The organism is Rhodococcus sp. Chr-9, from assembly GCF_000801125.1.
GTDB lineage: Bacteria > Actinomycetota > Actinomycetes > Mycobacteriales > Mycobacteriaceae > Rhodococcus > Rhodococcus pyridinivorans.
The window spans coordinates 100,940-120,336 of the sequence record NZ_JTIZ01000118.1; the positions used below are offsets into that span (position 1 = coordinate 100,940).

The 19,397-nt window shown below is 67.1% G+C and carries 15 protein-coding genes and 4 pseudogenes; 8 read left to right on the forward strand and 11 right to left on the reverse strand.

Annotated features, from left to right (window positions below):
• Positions 1-124 precede the first annotated feature (124 nt).
• The 3 genes and pseudogenes from QR64_RS18455 to QR64_RS18460 all read left to right on the forward strand — a co-directional run bounded on the left by QR64_RS18455 (position 125) and on the right by QR64_RS18460 (position 2,533).
• Positions 125-1,402, forward strand: a complete 1,278-nt coding sequence (locus tag QR64_RS18455; protein ID WP_039586666.1) for a TetR/AcrR family transcriptional regulator — start codon at positions 125-127, stop codon at positions 1,400-1,402.
• Positions 1,399-1,836: pseudogene (locus tag QR64_RS26100) on the forward strand (alcohol dehydrogenase catalytic domain-containing protein); the annotation flags it as partial. The gene QR64_RS18455 and the pseudogene QR64_RS26100, both read left to right, overlap by 4 nt.
• Before the next feature lie 220 nt (positions 1,837-2,056).
• Complete coding sequence (locus QR64_RS18460; RefSeq protein ID WP_039586668.1) at positions 2,057-2,533, forward strand: DUF4334 domain-containing protein; 477 nt, start codon at positions 2,057-2,059, stop codon at positions 2,531-2,533.
• Between the two features lie 66 nt (positions 2,534-2,599).
• On the opposite strand, the gene QR64_RS18465 is transcribed toward QR64_RS18460, so the two are convergent.
• Positions 2,600-3,457 carry an oxygenase MpaB family protein gene (locus QR64_RS18465; protein WP_039586670.1) on the reverse strand — a complete coding sequence of 286 codons (858 nt, stop codon included), beginning with the start codon at positions 3,455-3,457 and terminating at the stop codon, positions 2,600-2,602.
• An 80-nt stretch (positions 3,458-3,537) separates the two neighbouring features.
• A complete protein-coding gene (locus tag QR64_RS18470; RefSeq protein WP_162836420.1) occupies positions 3,538-4,287 on the reverse strand; it encodes a GntR family transcriptional regulator in 750 nt (249 codons plus the stop codon).
• A 130-nt stretch (positions 4,288-4,417) separates the two neighbouring features.
• Here QR64_RS18470 and QR64_RS18475 point away from each other — a divergent pair, with 130 nt between their 5' ends.
• Both QR64_RS18475 and QR64_RS18480 read left to right on the forward strand, forming a co-directional pair.
• Positions 4,418-5,953 carry an aldehyde dehydrogenase family protein gene (locus QR64_RS18475; protein ID WP_039586673.1) on the forward strand — a complete coding sequence of 512 codons (1,536 nt, stop codon included), beginning with the start codon at positions 4,418-4,420 and terminating at the stop codon, positions 5,951-5,953.
• A 4-nt stretch (positions 5,954-5,957) separates the two neighbouring features.
• Positions 5,958-6,923 carry an oxygenase MpaB family protein gene (locus QR64_RS18480; protein WP_039586675.1) on the forward strand — a complete coding sequence of 322 codons (966 nt, stop codon included), beginning with the start codon at positions 5,958-5,960 and terminating at the stop codon, positions 6,921-6,923.
• 97 nt (positions 6,924-7,020) lie between these two features.
• On the opposite strand, the pseudogene QR64_RS28170 reads toward QR64_RS18480, so the two are convergent.
• From QR64_RS28170 to QR64_RS18505, 6 genes and pseudogenes are all read right to left on the reverse strand, one after another.
• Positions 7,021-7,362, reverse strand: a pseudogene (locus tag QR64_RS28170) (MFS transporter); the annotation flags it as partial.
• A gap of 1 nt (position 7,363) precedes the next feature.
• Positions 7,364-8,494: pseudogene (locus QR64_RS18485) on the reverse strand (MFS transporter); the annotation flags it as partial.
• A 96-nt stretch (positions 8,495-8,590) separates the two neighbouring features.
• A complete protein-coding gene (locus tag QR64_RS18490) occupies positions 8,591-9,190 on the reverse strand; it encodes a TetR family transcriptional regulator (protein ID WP_006552470.1) in 600 nt (199 codons plus the stop codon).
• Entirely contained in the window at positions 9,187-9,795 is a 609-nt protein-coding gene (recR, locus tag QR64_RS18495; RefSeq protein ID WP_019290261.1) for a recombination mediator RecR, read from the reverse strand. The genes QR64_RS18490 and recR overlap by 4 nt, the downstream gene beginning before the upstream one ends.
• 9 nt (positions 9,796-9,804) lie before the next feature.
• Positions 9,805-10,128 (reverse strand): YbaB/EbfC family nucleoid-associated protein, encoded by a 324-nt coding sequence (locus tag QR64_RS18500; RefSeq protein WP_019290262.1) that lies wholly within the window; start codon positions 10,126-10,128, stop codon positions 9,805-9,807.
• A gap of 104 nt (positions 10,129-10,232) precedes the next feature.
• Entirely contained in the window at positions 10,233-10,667 is a 435-nt protein-coding gene (locus tag QR64_RS18505) for an SRPBCC family protein (RefSeq protein WP_006552473.1), read from the reverse strand.
• Between the two features lie 148 nt (positions 10,668-10,815).
• Here QR64_RS18505 and QR64_RS18510 point away from each other — a divergent pair, with 148 nt between their 5' ends.
• Together QR64_RS18510 and QR64_RS18515 are read left to right on the forward strand one after the other, a co-directional pair.
• The gene (locus tag QR64_RS18510; RefSeq protein WP_033097925.1) at positions 10,816-12,276 is read left to right on the forward strand and encodes an FAD-binding oxidoreductase; all 1,461 of its coding nucleotides are present in this window, start codon (positions 10,816-10,818) and stop codon (positions 12,274-12,276) included.
• Positions 12,273-13,580 (forward strand): class I SAM-dependent methyltransferase, encoded by a 1,308-nt coding sequence (locus QR64_RS18515; protein ID WP_019290265.1) that lies wholly within the window; start codon positions 12,273-12,275, stop codon positions 13,578-13,580. Before QR64_RS18510 ends, QR64_RS18515 begins: the two co-directional genes overlap by 4 nt.
• A 93-nt stretch (positions 13,581-13,673) precedes the next feature.
• On the opposite strand, the gene QR64_RS18520 is transcribed toward QR64_RS18515, so the two are convergent.
• From QR64_RS18520 to QR64_RS18530, 3 genes and pseudogenes are all read right to left on the reverse strand, one after another.
• Positions 13,674-15,809: a 3-hydroxyacyl-CoA dehydrogenase NAD-binding domain-containing protein gene (locus QR64_RS18520; protein ID WP_037217286.1), complete on the reverse strand. Its 2,136-nt coding sequence runs from the start codon at positions 15,807-15,809 to the stop codon at positions 13,674-13,676.
• Between the two features lie 35 nt (positions 15,810-15,844).
• Entirely contained in the window at positions 15,845-17,059 is a 1,215-nt protein-coding gene (locus tag QR64_RS18525) for an acetyl-CoA C-acetyltransferase (protein ID WP_006552477.1), read from the reverse strand.
• A gap of 609 nt (positions 17,060-17,668) precedes the next feature.
• Positions 17,669-18,662: pseudogene (locus QR64_RS18530) on the reverse strand (FAD-dependent oxidoreductase); the annotation flags it as partial.
• A gap of 16 nt (positions 18,663-18,678) precedes the next feature.
• On the opposite strand from QR64_RS18530, the gene QR64_RS18535 reads away from it, so the two are divergent.
• Complete coding sequence (locus tag QR64_RS18535) at positions 18,679-19,395, forward strand: GntR family transcriptional regulator (protein WP_019290267.1); 717 nt, start codon at positions 18,679-18,681, stop codon at positions 19,393-19,395.
• The last annotated feature ends 2 nt before the right edge of the window (positions 19,396-19,397 follow it).

Below are 19,397 nucleotides of genomic sequence, written 5' to 3' on the forward strand. Positions count from 1 at the left end.
GTTTTGGCATTTCTTACCCAAAAGTAGTGTTTCTGCGCAGGGGGGTTCGACTGTTACCTTTGAGGCCGACGAACATTCACCGCGACATCGCGGCCGGCAACAGGATCCACGACGAGGAGGCAGGGTGCCCGAACAAGCGCAGGGCGGGGCACGCACAGCCGCCAAGACCGGCACCCCGACCCCCACCGTGCGGCGCCGGCCGAAGAACCGCAAGGCACAGATCGCCACGGTCGCGGCCGAGGCGTTCAGCGAACGCGGCTACCACGGCGTGAGCATCGACGAGATCGCCACTGCCGTCGGCATCTCCGGCCCCGCCCTGTACCGGCACTTCCCGAACAAGTACGCCCTGTTCCACCACGCCGTGGTCACCCTCGCCGACGCCCTCGGCGCCGCCCTCGCGGAGTTCGACGAGCAGAGCGGAGCGAACGCCACCGGACTCGCCGCCGCCGAGGAGCTCGAACGCAAACTCCTCGCGCTCATCCGCACCACGATCGAGAACCGCCGGACGGGCGGGTTGTACCGCTGGGAACGCCGCTACCTCACGGGTGAGGACCACAGCGAGATCCGCTCGAAGACGCGGGCACTCAACCGCCATCTCGCCCGCACGGCCGCGCGGCTGCGGCCCGATCTCACCGACGACGACTACGTGCTGCTCAGCAGCGCGATGCTCAGCGTCATCGGCTCCATCACCACTCACCGCGTTCCGCTGTCCAACCGGCGCCTGCAGCAGCTGCTGCTCGACGCGTGCACAGCGGTCGCGGCAACCGACCTGGTGCCCGACATCGACGAACCCGCACCGACTCCCGAGCCGGGCGGGTTGTCCGTGGCGAACAAGCGCGAGGTCCTCCTGCACGAGGCCGTGCTGCTCTTCGACGCCCGGGGCTATCACGAGGTGAGCATCGAGGAGATCGGTGCTGCGGCAGGTATCAACGCGTCCGGCGTCTACCGTCACTTCGCGAGCAAGGCCGATCTGCTCGCCGCCGCCTTCCACCGGGCCGGTGATCGCGTCGCGATGATCATCGGCGAAACGCTCACCGACTCGACGACCTCCGCGCAGGCCCTCGACGTCCTCACCGAGGCGTACGTCCGGATGTCGTTCGAGAACAGCGAACTGATGTCGGTGTACTTCGCCGAGATCGGCAACCTGCCCGCGCACCATCGCAGCGACCTGCGGAACATCCAGCGGCTCAACATCGAGGAATGGGCCCGTCTGGTCGGGGAGCTCCGCCCCGAGCTGCCCGCCGTCGAATGCCGTTTCCTCGTGCACGCCGCGCTCAACCTCGTGCTCGACACCGGCAACCTCGTGCACTTCCTGCCCACCCCCTCCCGGCAGCGCAGGGTGCAGCAACTGATGCTCTCGGTACTGCTCGGCGACACCGGTTCGCCGGAGGCGGTGGGATGACCCGCACCAGGGCCGCAGCGGTACTCCGCGAGTACGGTGCACCGCTGAGGCTCGAGACCGTGACCGTGCCCGAACTGCGCGACGACGAAGTGCTCGTACAGATCCACGGGGTCGGGATCTGCCACACCGACCTCACCGCCGCCGCGGGAGGCGTTCCCGTCCCGAGGCCCGTCGTACCGGGACACGAGGGTGCCGGAGTCGTCACGGAACAGGGTTCGACGATCGTCGTCTTCGATCTCGGCGCCGTCGGCACGGCCGCGGTGATGACAGAACGGATTTCCTTGTGCGAGAACATCATCTTCGTCGCCGCCGATCCACGACGGCACGGGCTCGCGCGATCGCTCGGGGCCACCGAGGTCCTCTCCCCCGACGATCAAGACGACCTCGGACGCCATCTGCGTCGCCTCACCGGCGGTGGTGCCGGCGATGCGGTGGAGTCCGTGGGCGCCGAATCCGTGATCCGGCAGGCACTGTCGTCGCTGACCAGCCCCGGTGTCTCCTTCCCGAGCTGGCCGCGCCGTGACGCGACGGGCACTTTCCGCTCGACGAACTCGTGCAGACCTTCGATTTCACGAAACTCGACGACGCTCTCGCCGCTGTCGCCTCCGGCGAGATCATCAGAGCCGTACTCACCTTCGACATCCGGGGGAACACATGAACGTCGTCCAGCGACTCGAGGAACTGCGCGCCCGCACCGACCGGATCGATCCTCGCGAACTCGATGCCCTCTGGGAGCATCTCGCTCCGGCACGCCTCGACGATCTCGTCGGATACCGGTGGAAGGGTTACAGTTTCGACACCGGGCACCGCACCCACACACTGCTCGGCAGGTCGCGGTGGTACGGAAAGACGTTCGCGTCGGTGTCCGAGGTCCAGCCGCTCGTGTGCTACGGCGAGGACGGCGAGTTGTTCTCCGACACGAAGACCGGACGCGGCGAAGCGAGCCTGTGGGAGATCGTCTTCCGCGGTGAGATGACGGCGACGATGGTCTACGACGGCATGCCGGTCTTCGACCACTTCAAGAAGGTCGACGACGACACCGTCGTCGGGGTGATGAACGGCAAGGGCTCGCTGGTGTTCGACGACGGCGAGCACTACTGGTTCGGTCTCGAACGCGACACCGCCGTGTGACCGTCGGACGGGAAACGCACAGTGGCCGGACGCGCGTCCGGCCACTCGACGTTCTCGGCGGAGAGCTCAGATGACGTGTCCGTGCGCCTTCATCCGGCGGCGCATGTCGTTGAGGTAGTAGGTGGCCGACAGCTGTCGGATCGGCCTGGGCACCGCGCGGTAGATCGGCGGGACCACCTTCCAGAACAGGTCGAAGCGCCGCTGGTCGCGCGGGCTCCACGGCAGCGCGAATTCGTCGCGCATGCGTTGCGGGAGAAGACCGATCGTCATGAAGCGCTGCAGCGGCACGAGGGCGCGAACGGGAAGCGGGGCGTCACCGCCGGTGAGGAGATCGCGGGTGAACGAACGCACCTTCCGGTCGACCTCGAAGGTCGCGATCATCTCGTCCCAGTACCTGTCGAACTCCTCCCGCGTCTTCGGCCACATGTCGTCCTCGACCTGCAGGGCCGTGCCGTAGACCGCGGACTGGCGGTAGATGTATTCGATGTCGGCATCGGTGACAGGCCCGAACATCCGCCGGTACATGTCGACACCGTTACGGTACAGCGTTGCGGCGACCCACAACTGGAGTTCGGGATCGAAGGCGTTGTAGGTCTCCGAGCGCACCGGGACGTGCGCCTTGTTGACCATCCGGACGATCTGCTTCTTCTCCTCGGGAGTACCGAGCGTGACCGCGTAGACGTAGGTCATCGTGGTGCGCAACCGGTCGAGCGGCCGCTGCAGGGTGGTGCTGTGATCGGCGACGCCGTGCCCGACACCGCGCGATGCCAGCTGCAGGAGGACCGTCGCGCCGGCGCCGAGCAGGAGCATCGACTCTCCGACGAAGTCGGCCAGTTCGACCGAGCCCGCCGGAAGCGGAGCGGGGGTCGCCACCGGTTCGTCGGTGGTGACGGTGGGGACGCGCTCTTCGGCGTGGGTCGTCATCGGAGGTCTCCTGACGGTGAAAGCACTGGTGCAGCACTGTCATACAAATTGTTCACACCCGTACTCAGATATGCAAGTGCCTATCCGGGAGGCGAATCGACACCCGCTCGCTCGCGGTGGACGACCAGACGCGCGGCCGCGTCCTCGAACTGCACCAGCGTCTGCGTGATCACCTCGCTGTGGTCCTGCGCGGCGATCGCCTCGATCAGCTTCGTGTGCGATCGGATGGCGAGCGTTCCCCACTCGGCGTCGCGCGCGTAGAGGCGGTACGGAATCGTGCGCGCGGCGGTGTTGAGGAACCACGCGAGCTTGGGGCTGTCGGCGATGCGGTTGAGCTCGCGATGGAAGTCGAACTCCGCGTCGGCGATCCGCTCGATGTCGGGTGTCACTCCCTCCGGGGCAACGACGAGCCTGCGCAGCCTCTCGTTGAGTTCGGCCAGACGCTCGAGGTCGGCCGGCGTGGCACGGTCGGCCGCTCGGAGCGCGAGCTCGACGGCGATCTGCCCCTGCAGCCAGAAGATGTCGTCGATGTCGCCGCGCGTGAGGGGCGAGACCCGGTAGCCGCGATTCGGGGCGGATTCGACCATCCCCTCCCCGCGCAGCGTCAGCAGCGCCTCCCGGACCGGGGTGACGCTGACGCCGAGTTCGACGGCGGTCTCGTCGAGCCGGATGAAGTCGCCCGGACGCAACACGCCGGACATGATCGAGCCGCGGAGGTGACCGGCCACCTCGTCGGAAAGCTGCGGACGGCGCCGTACGGCCCCCTCCGAACGTCGGGATGCCGCAGCGTGATCCGCCGCTGTCCCGGGGCTACGTGTCGGTGCCGCCATCGTGTCTCCTGTAGGAATCCGGACAACTGCGCACGGGGGTTGTCCAATTGTCCCGCGAACGCCTAATGTGATGTCCACTACAGCTATCACATCAAATATATGTGATGTGGTTCACCAGGAAGTGTCGAACATGACCCAGAACCTCACCAGTCCGAAGAACGCGAAGAGCAGCTCGAACAAGGCATCCACGGCAGCGAACACCGACACCTTCGCCAGCCTCGACCCCCGGAACGGCGAGGTGATCGCCGAGTATCCGGTCGCCGACGAGGCCGCCGTGGGCGCGGCCGTCGAGCGCGCCCGCGTCGCCGCGCGCTGGTGGGAGGCGCAGGGCTTCCGCGGCCGCCGCGACTGGCTCCTCGAGTTCAAGAAGGCCATCGCATCCGACGCGACCTCGCTCGCATCGGTGGTGGCGAAGGAGACCGGTAAGCCCTTCGGCGACGCCTTCCTCGAAGTCATGCTGGCGGTCGAGCACCTCGACTGGGCGGCCAAGAACGCCAAGAAGGTGCTCAGGCCCCGCAAGGTGCCCTCGGGCGTCGCGAGCTTCAACCAGGCCGCAACCCTCGAGTACAAGCCCCTCGGTGTCATCGGCGTGATCGGCCCCTGGAACTACCCCGTGTACACCCCGATGGGTTCGATCGCCTACTCGCTGGCCGCCGGCAACGCCGTCGTCTTCAAGCCGAGCGAGCTCACCCCCGGTGTTGCGAAGTGGCTCGAGGACAAGTGGAACTCGATCGCCCCCACCCAGCCGGTCTTCCAGGTCATCACCGGTCTCGGTGAGACGGGTTCGGCGCTCGTGCGTTCGGGTGTCGACAAGGTCGCCTTCACCGGCTCCGGCCCCACCGCCCGCAAGGTCATGGCGGTGTGCGCCGAGTCGCTCACCCCGCTCGTCGCCGAATGCGGCGGCAAGGACGCGATGATCGTCGCGGCCGACGCGAACATCGACGAGGCCGTCGAGTTCGCCGCCTTCGGCGCCTTCGGCAACGCCGGCCAGACCTGCGCGGGCGTCGAGCGCATCTACGTCGAGGAGCCTGTCTACCGCGAGTTCCTCGACAAGCTCACCGCCACCGTCCGGCGCGCGAAGCCGGGCGGCGACGAGGACTCCACCTACGGCCCTATGACGCTTCCGCGCCAGGTCGACATCGTGCGCAGTCACATCGAGGACGCCCTGAAGTCCGGTGGCAAGGCCGTCCTCGGCGGACTCGATTCGGTGCAGGAGCGCATCGTCGAGCCCGTCATCCTCACCGACGTGCCCGAGACCTCGGCCGCGGTGTGCGAGGAGACCTTCGGCCCGACGGTCGTCGTCAACAAGGTTCGCGACCTCGACGAGGCCGTCGAACGCGCGAACGGCACGAACTACGGTCTCGGTGCGTCGATCTTCACGCGCAACAAGAAGAAAGGCCGTCAGCTCGCCGAGCGCCTGCGCAACGGCATGGTGTCGGTCAACTCGGTGCTCGGCTTCGCCGCCATCGCCTCGTTGCCCTTCGGCGGCATCGGCGAGTCCGGCTTCGGCCGCATCCACGGCGCCGACGGCCTGCGCGAGTTCAGCCGTCCCAAGTCGGTCACGGTGGCGAAGTTCAGCTCGCCGCTCAAACTCATGAGCCTCGAGCGTCCGGAGCGCGATCTGAAAATCTCGCGAGCGATGCTCCAGTTCATGCACGGAAGGTGAGCCGATGACGACCACTCCCCCGCGCACTCGCAGCCGAAAGGCCGCCGTCGTCGCGAAGCCCGAGGCACGCATCGAGAAGGCCGGTACGTTCCCACCCCCGAACAGGGACCCGCACCCGAAGCGTGGGCGGATGGGCTGGGTCGAGGTGATCGAGGAGCTCGACCCGGTCACGCAGCACCAGGACATCGTGCGGATCACCGCCGGTTACGAGTTCCCGTGGGACTACCAGCGGTCGCTCGAGTTCGCCCTCTTCCGCACGTACTGTGTGCCCAGCATCTCGGAGTTGCTCGCCCGCACCGGCGAGTTCGAGAAGCGGCCGCAGAAGCGGTACGACGACACGGCGCTGCTGATGGCCGAGCTGGTCGAGCACGGCTACGACGCCGAGCGGGGACGCGAGTCGCTGCGCAACATCAACCGGATGCACGGCAAGTACTCGATCGACAACGACGACATGCTGTACGTCCTGTCGACCTTCGTGTACGACCCGCTCGACTGGATCGACCGCTACGGGTGGCGTCGCCTGCACCCGAAGGAGCGGCTGGCGTCGTTCTACTTCTACCGCCAGGTGGGCATCCGGATGGGCATCAAGGACATCCCGGAGTCGTTCCAGGAGTTCCACCGGTTCAAGCTCGAATACGAGCGCGAGAAGTTCACCTACAGCGACGACAACCACGCCATCGGCACCTACACGCTGCACCTCTTCCAGTCGTGGTACCCGAAGGTGCTGAACAAGGGCATCGAGAAGGTCGTTTTCGCGCTGATCGACGACCGCATGGCGTCGGCGTTCGGTTTCCCGAAGAGCTCACCGCAGGTGACGGAGATCGTCGAGGGCGCGCTGCGGGCACGGTCGGCGTTCGTGCGGCGACTGCCGAAGCGACGCGTGTCGCTGTCGGCGGGCAACGCCACCAACCGGACGTATCCGGGTTACCCCCTCGGTTACCGTCCGAACGATCTGGGCGTCGAACACTGACGCACCGACAGACCTGGGGGACAGGAGGGGCGGCCCCGCATTCCGGTTTCACCACCGGGGTGCAGGGCCGTAACTGTTCCGGGAGGGCGGGCCGGGGTCAGTTCTCGACGGGCCGCAGGGCCTGCTTCGACGGGAGTGCGAAGCCCGAGACGAAGACGACCACGGCGCAACCGGCGCACACGAGGTAGGCGATCACGAAGCCCGCGGTGCCGATGCCGAGCCCGCCCCCGAGGGTGTGAGCCGCGAGCACCGAGGCGACGACCGCGCTGCAGACGGTGCTGCCCACGGTGCGGAGCAGGACGTTGACGCCGTTCGCCGCGGCGTTCTGCGACAGCGGCACCGCGCCGAGGAGGAGCACCGGCAGCGTGCAGTACACGAGCGACGTGCCGATCGCCGCGACGAAGATGGCGGCGACGACGAGCCACAGCGGCTTGCCGGGNGAGCAGGAAGACCGCTCCGGTCATGATCGTGATCTTGGGTCCGAAACGTTCGGTGATCCGGGAGGCCACGATCGCGAAGATCATCATCGCGAAGCTCGCGGCGAGCTGGCAGGCCGCGGCCTGGAGGATGGTCAGGTCGTATCCGGCTCCGTGCCCGGACGGCGCCTGCAGCAACTGTGTGGTGATGAGGGTGTTGCCGTAGAAGGCGAACCCGACGAGCAGTGCCGACAGGTGCGGCGCGAGGACGGAACGGCGGGCCGAGACACGCAGGTCGACGAGCGGGTTGCGGTTGCGCAGCTGCTGCACTCCCCAGAGCACGAACAGCAGCACCGACGCGGCGAACGAGAGCAGCACTGCGGGGCTCGTCCAGCCCCACGTGCTGCCCTGGGTGATGGGCACGAGCAGGCACACCAGGGCGGCGGACAGGCCGGCGGCGCCCACGGCGTCGAAGCGACCGCCGGTGCGGGTGTCCGATTCCGGGATGACGATCCACGCCGCGAGGGCGACACCGGCGCCGATGGCGGCGGTGGTCCAGAAGAGCAGGTGCCAATCGGCGAACTGGACGATGGCGGCAGCGAACGGGATACCGACCGCGGTGCCGATGCCGAGGGTGGAACTGAGCATCGCGATCGAGCGCTCCACGTGCTCACGGGGCAGGACCTCGCGAAGGATCGCCATGCCGATCGGCAGCACCGCCGCGCCGGCGCCCTGCAGGCCACGGGCGACGATGAGCAGTCCGATGTCCGAGGTCAGCGCGCAGATCAACGAGCCGAGTGTCATAAGCGAGAACGCGATGAGGAGCATCCGCTTCTTGCCGATCATGTCGGCGAGACGGCCGAAGATGGGCGTCATCACCGCACCGACCAGCAGGGTGCTCGTCACCAGCCACGAGACGGCGGTGGTTCCGGCGCCGGTGAAGCCCGGCATGCTCGGCAGGAGCGGCACCATAACGGTCTGCATGATGGCCTGGAAGACGGCGCCGACCGCGAGAACCGGGAAGACGAGATGCCGCAGGTTGCGCGTCTTCTTCTCCGCCGGTCCGCTCACCTTCGTCGTTCCGGACGCTGAGCGCGTCGGCGCGGCGGCGGACCTACCCGCCACGTGCAGGCGCAGGGGGAGCGAGATCGACATCGACACCCCCTCTCGCCAAACAGGTAAATAGCCGTTCACCACATTAGGTGAACGGCTATTTACCCTCAAGAGTAGTGACCAAGGTCATTCGTGCCGCTAAGAACCGTCTCCGTCGAGCAACCGCTGAACCAGCGGCGCGTACATGGCCACAACTTCCTCGACCGTGCCGGTCGCGCGCTCCTGCATCATGCGGCGCCGCATGATCGCCAACCCCATCACCGCCGACATCGCCAGCTCGGCCCGGAGACGGGCATCCGACCCCGGCAGCCGCGCGGCGAGCGCGTCGACCATCTGCGCGGAGTAGTTGTCGCGGAGCATGCGGTTGCTCTCCTCGCTGCCCCCGCTCATGAACAGGATGTTCATCGACAATGGCTTGTAGGGTTCGAGCGGGCGGGCGAGCATCGCGACCATCCGCTCCCCCAGGCTCTCGAGCGGCCCGTCGAACAGCACCTGCGCGCCGTACTGGAAGTCGACGAGCTCCTCGTACAACTGCTCCTTCGAGCCGAAGTACTTGATGATCAGCGGGGCGCTGACCCCCGCTTCCTCCGCGATGTCCTTGAGCGTGATGTCGCGGTAGGGGCGCGTCGCAAACGCCTTCCCCGCAGCCTCGATGATCAGCTTCCGGGTCTCGTCGGAAGTCCGGCGACGCTTCTCGGGCTCACCCCGGTGCGATGCCTCCGTGCTGCGCACGGTCACATCGCCCGCCTCCCCGACAACGCTCGCCCGAGCGTCAGCTCGTCGGCGAACTCGAGATCGCCGCCCATCGGCAGACCCGACGCGAGGCGGGTGACGCTCAGCCCCGGGAAGTCGCGCAGCATACGCACCAGATAGGTGGCCGTCGCCTCGCCCTCCGTATTGGGGTCGGTCGCGATGATCACCTCGGAGACGTCGACGCCGTCCTCCTGGTTGCCGATGCGGGTGAGCAGTTCGCGGATGTGCAGCTGGTCGGGGCCGACGCCATTGAGCGGGTCGAGCGCACCACCGAGGACGTGATAGCGCCCCCGGAACTCCCGGGTGCGTTCGATCGCCTGCACGTCCTTCGGTTCCTCGACCACGCAGATCACCGTGCGGTCGCGGCGAGGATCGGAGCAGATGCGGCAACGCCGCTGGTCGGAGACCGTTCCGCAGACCTCGCAGAACTGCACGCCGTCGCGGATCCGCTGCAGCGCCGCCTGCAGGCGGTCGATCTCGGGCGGCTCGACCGAGAGCAGATGGAACGCGATGCGCTGGGCACTCTTCGGGCCGACGCCCGGAAGCTTGCCCAGCTCGTCGATGAGGTCCTGTACCGGTCCTTCGTACAACGCCGACCTCTAGAAACCGGGCAGGCCGGGGATTCCGCCGCCGAGCCCACCCGCGAGCGGACCGAGCTTCTCGGCCGCGATCTCCTGGGCCTTCGCCGAGGCGTCGGCGATCGCACCGACCACCAGATCCTGCAGGGTCTCGACGTCCTCGGGGTCGACGACCTTCGGATCGATCTTCACGGACACGACCTCGCCCGTGCCCTTCACCGTCGCGGTCACGAGGCCACCGCCGGCCTGGCCGGTGACCTCCGCCTGCGCCATCTCGTTCTGCGCAGCGACGAGTTGCTGCTGCATCTGCTGGGCCTGAGCGAGGAGTTGCTGCATGTCGGGCATTCCACCACCGGGTTGCACGGCACGTCCTTTCTGCACGTTTGTGATGCCAGCCTAGTCGCCGCGCATCGGGGTGGACACAGACGCCGAGGTCGACCGAACCGGGCTCAGTCGACTTCCTTCTTCAGGTTCTCGAGCACCTGCTGCTGGATCTTCTTCAGGCCGAGCGGCGCGAACGTCTTCTCGAAGAAGCCCTTGACGCCACCGGCACCCTTCCACTGAGTGAGCACGACGACCGTCGAACCCGTCCCGTTCGGCACGACGCTGTAGGTCGTCACGAGCGTCGAGTTCGCGTCCGTCTCCGTGACGGTACTGCCCTTCACCGACACGGTGGCCTGCACGTCGCGCTGACGCTTCTCCGTGGCCTGGAGGATCCAGTGCACGACGGTGCCGTCGCCGCGACCACCGGAGATCACGCGGTAGTCGCGGTAGTGCTCGGTGAGGATGCGCGGGCGCACGGTCTCGTAGTCGGCCAGGGCGGTGAGCACCACCTCGGGAGCTGCCGCCAACTGGATCGAACTGCTTGCGCTGACCTGTGCCATGAACGACTCCTTCTGCTTCTTCCGCGCTGATGCGGGCTCGAATGTGCCTGTGACGACAGCATCCATCCTGCCCTGCGCGTTCCGGGACGGATGCGACCGCCGGGTCTATTGTGGACGTGCCACTGATGCGCCGCTCCGGAGGAGTCGAATGCAGATGCCGAGATCGTCAGGTGTCAAGGTCCCGTACGGGGAGGCGGTACACCGCCAGGGTGTAGACCGCCTGCTGCGCTCGTACAGCGCGATTCCGGCCGACGCGCCCGTGCGACTCGCGAAGAAGACGTCGAACCTCTTCCGGGCACGCGCCGCGGCGAACGCGCCGGGGCTCGACGTCTCCGGTCTCGGCGGTGTCATCTCCGTCGACCCGCAGGCCCGCACCGCCGACGTCGCCGGCATGTGCACCTACGAGGACCTCGTCGACGCGACCCTGCCCTACGGCCTCGCACCGTTGGTCGTCCCACAGCTGAAGACGATCACGCTCGGCGGCGCCGTCACCGGGCTCGGCATCGAGTCGACGTCCTTCCGCAACGGCCTCCCCCACGAGTCCGTGCTCGAGATGGACATCCTGACCGGGTCCGGCGAGATCATCACGGCCCGCCCGGAGGGTGAGCACGCCGATCTGTTCCACGGCTTCCCCAACTCGTACGGTTCGCTCGGGTACGCCACGCGCCTGCGCATCGCACTCGAACCGGTGAAACGTTTCGTCGCACTGCGTCACCTGCGTTTCGACACGATCGCCGATCTGCAGTCCGCCCTCGCGCGGATCGTCGACGAACGGACCTGGGACGGCACACCGGTCGACTATCTCGACGGTGTCGTCTTCTCCGCGACCGAGAGCTACCTGACGCTCGGCACACAGACCGACGAGCCGGGTCCCGTCAGCGATTACACCGGGCAGGACATCTACTACCGGTCGATCCAGCACGTCTCCGTCAACCGACCCAAGGAGGATCGGCTCACGATCCGCGACTATCTGTGGCGGTGGGACACCGACTGGTTCTGGTGCTCCCGGGCTTTCGGCGCCCAGAACCCGAAGATCCGCCGGATGTGGCCGAAACAGTTGCTGCGCAGCAGTTTCTACTGGAAGCTCATCGCGCTCGACCACAAGTATTCGGTGGCCGACCGGATCGAGGCACGCAAGGGCAATCCACCCCGCGAGCGCGTCGTGCAGGACATCGAGGTCCCGCTCGAACGCACGCAGGAGTTCGTCGAGTGGTTCCTCGACGAAATTCCCATCGAGCCGATCTGGTTGTGCCCCTTGAAGTTGCGCGACATCGAGTCGTCCCCGGACGCCGGCCGTCCGAGCACCTCGGACGCCCAGCGTCCCTGGCCGCTGTACCCGCTCGAGCCGAAGCGCGCCTATGTGAACGTCGGGTTCTGGTCGTCCGTTCCCATCGTGCCCGGCGCCGAGGAGGGCGCCGCCAACCGGCTGATCGAGAAGAAGGTCGCCGAACTCGACGGGCACAAATCGCTCTACTCGGACTCCTACTACTCGAAGGACGAGTTCGAGAAGCTCTATTACGGCGGCGGTGAATACCCCGCTCTCAAGCAGAAATACGACCCTCGGTCCCGTCTACTGGACCTGTTTTCGAAGGCGGTGCAACGAAAGTGACCATATTCAGGACCGAGAACGATCGGTCCACCGAGGACAAGCTCGCACTCGCCCAGATCGTGGAGATCGTGACCGGCGGCGACATGCCGTTGCGCTTCACGGCCTACGACGGATCGGCGGCCGGTCCCGAGGACTCTCCCTACGGTCTACATCTCGCGTCGCCCAAGGGCGCGACGTACATCGCCACGGCCCCCGGCGATCTGGGTATGGCACGGGCGTACATCTCGGGCGATCTCCAGGCGAAGGGAGTGCATCCCGGCAACCCCTACGAGTTGCTCGCCTCGCTCGGCGACCTGCACTTCGAGCGTCCCCCGGCACGTATCCTCGCGCAGATCGCCCGGTCGCTCGGCACCGAACTGCTCAAGCCGATCGCACCGCCGCCGCAGGAGCACCTGCCGCGCTGGCGCCGCATCGCCGAGGGTCTGCGGCACTCGAAATCGCGCGACGCCGAGGTCATCCATCACCACTACGACGTGTCCAACGAGTTCTACGAGTACGTTCTCGGCCCCTCGATGACGTACACCTGCGCCGTCTTCGAATCCGAGAATCAGAGCCTCGAGGACGCCCAGGAGAACAAGTACCGTCTGGTCTTCGAGAAGCTGCGGTTGAAGCCGGGCGACCGCCTGCTCGACATCGGTTGCGGCTGGGGCGGGATGGTGCGTTACGCCGCTCGGCGCGGTGTGAAGGCCCTCGGCGTGACGCTCTCCAAGGAACAGGCCGAATGGGCGCAGAAGGCCATCGTCGAGGAAGGCCTGAGCGACCTGGCGGAGGTCCGGCACTCCGACTACCGCGACGTGCCCGAGGAAGGATTCGACGCCATCTCGTCGATCGGCCTGACCGAGCACATCGGTGTCGCCAACTATCCGGCCTACTTCCGGTTCCTCCACGGCAAACTGCGGGTGGGCGGTCTGCTGCTCAACCACTGCATCACCCGGCCGACCAACAACACCCGCGCCAAGGCCGGCGGGTTCATCGACCGGTACGTCTTCCCCGACGGGGAACTCACCGGTTCGGGTCGCATCATCACCGAGGCGCAGAACATCGGCTTCGAGGTGATGCACGAGGAGAACCTGCGCGAGCACTACGCCCTGACGCTGAAGGGCTGGTGCGAGTACCTCGAGAAGCACTGGCAGGCCTGCGTCGCCGAGGTCGGTGAGGGCACGGCCCGCCTGTGGGGCCTGTACATGGCAGGCTCGCGCCTCGGCTTCGAACGCAACGTGGTCCAGCTGCACCAGGTGCTCGCGGTCAAGCTCGGCGACGACAAGAAGCCGCAGACGCCGCTGCGCCCCTGGTGGGTCGCCTAGCCGACCCCATCGGCACGAAAACAGAAGAGCGCGAACGGGAAGGGCTCCCGACGCCGTGGCGTCGGGAGCCCTTCCGTGCAACCGTCGTGTGCGTCAGCTGCGCAGCGACGCCGGCGGGTTGAAGCGCTCGCCGTACTTGGCGGCGAGTTCCTCGGCGCGCTTGACGAAGCCTTCCTTGCCACCCGGGTAGCCGACGATGTACTGAGCGACACCACCGGTCCAGGCCGGGAAGCCGATGCCGAAGATCGAGCCGATGTTGGCGTCGGCGGTGGTCTCGAGAACACCCTCGTCGAAGCACTTCTGGGTCTCGATCGCCTCGGCGAAGAGCATGCGGTCGATCAGATCCTGCAGCGGCACATCGAGGGTCGCCTCGGTCTTGAAGTGATCGCGCACACCCTGCCAGATGCCCTGACGCTTGCCGTTCTCGTCGTACTCGTAGAAGCCGGCCTTCTCGAGACGACCCGGACGACCCTGCTCGACCATCCAGTCGACCACGTCGAGTGCGGGATGACGCGTGGTGCCGAGCTTGGTGTCGCCCTGCTTGGCGGCCTCCTCGGATTCCTTCGCGATCTTCTGCATGAGCTTCATGTTCAGCTCGTCGGTCAGCTGCAGCGGCGGAGCCGGGTAACCCGCCTGCGAACCGGCCTGCTCGATGGTCGCGGGCTCGATGCCCTCGCCGAGCATGGCGATGGCCTCGTTGACGAAGGTGCCGATCACACGCGAGGTGAAGAAGCCGCGACTGTCGTTGACGACGATCGGAGTCTTGCGGATCGCGAGCGTGTAGTCGAACACGCGGGCCAGGGCCTCGTCGGAGGTCTTCTCACCCTTGATGATCTCGACCAGAGGCATCTTGTCGACCGGCGAGAAGAAGTGGATACCGATGAAGTCCTCGGGACGCTTGACGCCGGTCGCGAGACCGGTGATGGGCAGCGTCGAGGTGTTCGAGCCGAGCAGCGCGTCGGGATCGACGATGTCTTCGATCTCCTGGAACACCTTGTGCTTGAGCTCGGTGTTCTCGAACACTGCCTCGATGACGAAGTCGACGCCCGCGAAGTCGGCGGGGTCGGCCGTCGGCGTGATGCGGTCGAGCAGAGCCTTCGACTTCTCCTCGGTGGTCTTGCCACGCGAGAGAGCCTTCGTCTCGATCTTCTCCGAGTAGTTCTTGCCACGCTCGGCGGCCTCGAGGGTGACGTCCTTGAGGACGACCTCGTAACCGGCCTTGGCGGAGACGTAGGCGATGCCGGCGCCCATCATGCCCGCACCGAGAACGCCGATCTTCTTGATCTCGCGCTTCGGCACGTCCTTCGGACGCGAAGCGCCCGAGTTGATGGACTGCATGTCGAAGAAGAACGCCTGGATCATGTTCTTCGCGACCTGGCCGGTGGCGAGTTCGACGAAGTACCGCGACTCGATGGTCGACGCATTGTCGAAGTCCACCTGCGAGCCCTCGACGGCGGCGGCCATGATGGCGCGCGGAGCCGGCATCGGGGCGCCCTTGATCTGCTTGCGCAGGTTCGCGGGGAAGGCCGGAAGGTTCGCGGCGAAGGCCGGGCTGGAAGGGGTGCCGCCGGGGATCTTGTAGCCCTTGACATCCCACGGCTGGATGCCGCCCTCGGGGTTGGCCTTGATCCATTCCTTGGCGGCCGGAACGAGTTCCTCGACGCTACCCACGACGTCGTGGACCAGGCCGATCTCCTTGGCCTTGACCGCGTTGTACTTGTTGCCCTGCAGCAGAACCGAGAGCAGCGCCGTCTGGATGCCGAGCAGGCGCACGGTGCGGGTGATGCCACCGCCACCGGGGAGCAGGCCGAGGCTGACCTCGGGCAGACCGATCTGCACGCCCTTGACATCGGCAGCGATGCGGCGATGCGTCGCGAGGGCGATTTCGAGGCCGCCACCGAGAGCCGCGCCGTTGATGGCGGCGACGACGGGCTTACCGAGGGTCTCGAGACGACGCAGGTCGGCCTTGATGCCCTGAACCTCGTCGAACGCGACCTGCGCGTCGTCGGGGCCGATCGCGATGATGTTGCGCAGGTCGCCGCCGGCGAAGAAGGTCTTCTTCGCGGAGGTGATCACCACACCGGTGATGGAGTCCTGCTCCTCGTACAGACGGTCGACGGTGGCCTTCATCGACGCCTTGTACAGCTCGTTCATCGTGTTGGCGCCCTGGTTCGGATCGTCGAGTGTCAGCACAACGATGCCGTCGGCGTCCTTATCCCAGGAAATCATGTTGTCGCTCACTGTTTTTCGAATTCCTTCCGGTGTCAGACGCGCTCGATGATGGTGGCCACACCCATGCCGCCACCGATGCACAGGGTGACGAGGGCGCGCTTGGCTCCGCGGCGCTCGAGCTCGTCGATCATGGTGCCGGTGATCATGGCGCCGGTGGCGCCGAGCGGGTGGCCCATCGCGATGGCGCCGCCGTTGACGTTGAGCTTCTCGTCCGGGATGTTCAGGTCCTTCTGGAACTTCAGGACGACGGAGGCGAACGCCTCGTTGATCTCGAACAGGTCGATGTCGTCGACCGTCAGGCCCGCCGAAGCGAGAACCTTGTGCGCGGCCGGCGTGGGGCCGGTGAGCATGATCGTCGAGTCGGCACCGGAGGTGGCCGTGGCGACGACGCGGGCACGCGGGGTCAGACCGAGGTCCTTGCCGGCCTGCTCGGAACCGACGAGCACGAGTGCCGCGCCGTCGACGATGCCCGAGCTGTTGCCGCCGTGGTGGACGTGATCGATCTTCTCGACGAAGTGGTACTTCTGCTGCGCCACGGCGTCGAAGCCGCCCATCTCACCGATGGTCGCGAACGACGGCTGCAGCTTGGCCAGACCCTCGAGGGTCGTGTCCGGACGCATGTGCTCGTCCTGATCGAGGATGGTCAGGCCGTTCTGGTCCTTGACCGGCACGACCGACTTGGAGAAGTAGCCGCCCGACCAGGCTGCCGCCGCGAGCTGCTGCGAACGCAGTGCGTAGGCGTCGACGTCCTCGCGGGTGAAGCCCTCGATGGTCGCGATGAGATCGGCGGAGATGCCCTGGGGAACCAGGTAGCTGTCGTAGTTGGTGGCGGGATCGAGCATCCACGCGCCACCGTCGGAGCCCATGGAGACACGCGACATGGACTCGACGCCGCCGGCGAGAACGAGCTCGTCCCAGCCGGAGCGGACCTTCTGCGCAGCCATGTTGACGGCTTCGAGGCCCGACGCGCAGAACCGGTTGATCTGCACGCCGCCCGTGGTGGCCGGCAGGTTCGCGATGGTGACAGCGGTGCGGGCGATGTCGGCACCCTGATCGCCGACGGGGCTGACGACACCGAGGATCAGGTCGGAGATACGGTTCTCGTCGAGATCGGGGAATCGAACACGCAGCTCGTCGATCAGGCCCGTAACCAGGGAGATCGGCTTGACGGAGTGCAAAGAGCCCGTCTTCTTGCCTCGGCCGCGTGGTGTTCGGATGGCTTCATAGATGAATGCCTCGGTGGTCACAGTGCGCAGGTTCCTTCCCGTGCTTGCGGAGCGACAGCACCCACGGCCCTGCAGAGGGCCGCCGTGCCCAACCTCTCCTACGATAGAAGCGGGCACCCCTCGGCCGTAAGGACCGAAGCGATCGGTGTCCGTGACCGAACCGAACGTCCGCAAACCCCTTACGGGACCACCGCCGCCCGCAGGCGCGGCGCCGCATACAGGACTTCTCGCAGCGCATCGAGGGGGACAGGGGTGCCGACGAGCCCGCGAGCACGAGGCGCCCGCCCACATCGAGGCGCGACACCAGCGACGCGATCGCATCCGCCGAACCCGAGAAGTCGAGACGGACGTCGTCGGTACCCGTGCGCAGCAGGGCGGTGAGGATCATGTCGGGGTAGGGGCATCCGCGACCGGCGCCGGCGGGTGTGAGAGCGAGGTCGGCGAGGTCGGCGAGGTCGTGCCAGCCGAGTACATCGAGCAGCCTGACCTGGGTGGATCGGCTGAATCCTGTGGTGAGTACGACTTTCACGCCGGCCTCACGCAGCTGCGTGATCGCCTTGCCGGTGCCCGTGCCGGGGGCGGCGGCGACGTCGCCCTGGTCGACGAATCGGGGCGTCCGGTTCCGGGATGTCAGAGGCCGAGCAGGTCGGCGGTCTCCTCGCCGAGATAGAGGCCGAGGGTCATACCGCGGCCACCCGGGCCGGCGACGACCCATACGTCTTCGTCGGCCTCCGCGCGGTGCACGAGCGCGTGGGGTCGATGCACTGGCTGTACACCCCGGCCCAGCGCCGGACGACGCGCGGCAGTCGGCGGCCGAGGAACTCCTCCGTCACTGCGACGAGGTGGTCGTAGGGTTCTTCGTCGACGTCGAAGTCGAACGGTTCGTCGTAGGCGTGGGTGTCGCCGATGGTGAGGCCGCCGTGCAGACGCTGGACGCACAGCAACTGCATGCGATGCTGCGCGGCGACGGGTCGTTGCTCCTCGGAGGCGGTGAGCTCGTCGAGGGCGGTACCGGCGAATCCCGGGTAGTAGCGCAGGCTGTCGCCGTCGGCGATCGACGTGGTGAGGTCTTCGCCGAGCGGTGCGGTCTGCATCATCTGCAGCCGGACCCTGCGCAATGGCAGGTCGCGGGCGAGGCCACCGAGTGTCGCGCCGGGACAGACGAGAACGAGGTCGGTCTCGTGCACGGTGCCGTGGTCGTCGCGCACTGCACGGTCCCGCGGGCCGTGCGGGAGACGTCCCGGGCCTCTGTGGACAGCAGGAACCGGTAGCGGCCCGAGATGGCGAGATGTTGCCGGATCGCCGGGAGCGCGATGCGGGATTCGACGGCAGCGTCCGTGCTGCAGTGCAGTGCCGCGAGGAAGTTACCGCGTAGCGCGGGGTTACGGCGGCGCGTCTCGTCCGCATCGAGCAGGGCGAATCCCCGTCGCTGCGCGTCGTCGCGTGCGACCGCTTCCTCCGCGACGGCGATCTCGGCGGCGGTGCGCAGCAGCGTCAGCGAACCGTTCGCGCGGAAACCGACGTCGGAAACGCGGGCGCCGAGGTCCTCCCACAGCTCGCGGGACCGCAGGGTTAGGGCCGGTTCGTCGAACTCCCGGTGAAACAGTTGGTGTAGACCGGAATTCGGTTACGCTGGATGTGTGGCCACCGTCGTTCGCGAAGCGCGCACCCTCAAGCACCAGATAGTGCGCCGCCAGGTCGAGTGCCTCCTCGACCAGCTCAGCGTGGGAGATCAGGTCCCCTCCGAACGCGATCTCGCCACCCGGTTCGACGTCGCCCGCGAAACCGTCCGCCAGGCACTGCGAGAACTGCTCGTCGACGGCCGCATCGAACGGCGGGGCCGCAGCACCGTCGTCGCCGGCCCGAAGATCGTCCAGCCCCTCGTCATCGGTTCCTATACCGAAGCCGCCCTGCTCGAAGGGCGCAGCGCTGGGCGTGTGCTCGTCGCGTGGACCGACCTCGTCGCCGACGACGAACTGGCCTGCCGCCTCGGTCTCGAACCCGGCGATCCCGTCCTCGAACTCGAACGTGTCCTGCTCGCCGACGGAGTGCATGTCGGACTCGAACGCACGCGCCTTCCCGCACACCGCTTTCCGGATCTGCGCCGGACGCTCGATCCGTCGTCGTCGCTGTACGCCGCGATCCGTTCCTACGGGATCACGTTCGCGCGGGCGGTCGAGCGGATCGAGACCACGCTGCCGGATGCGCGCGAGGCGGCGCTGCTCGACGCCGACACCCGCACACCGATGCTGCTGCTCGAGCGGATCTCCTACGACGAGAACGACGTCCCGATCGAGCATCGCCGGTCGCTCTACCGCGGCGACCGGATGTCGTTCGTCACGACCGTCACTCCCTGAGC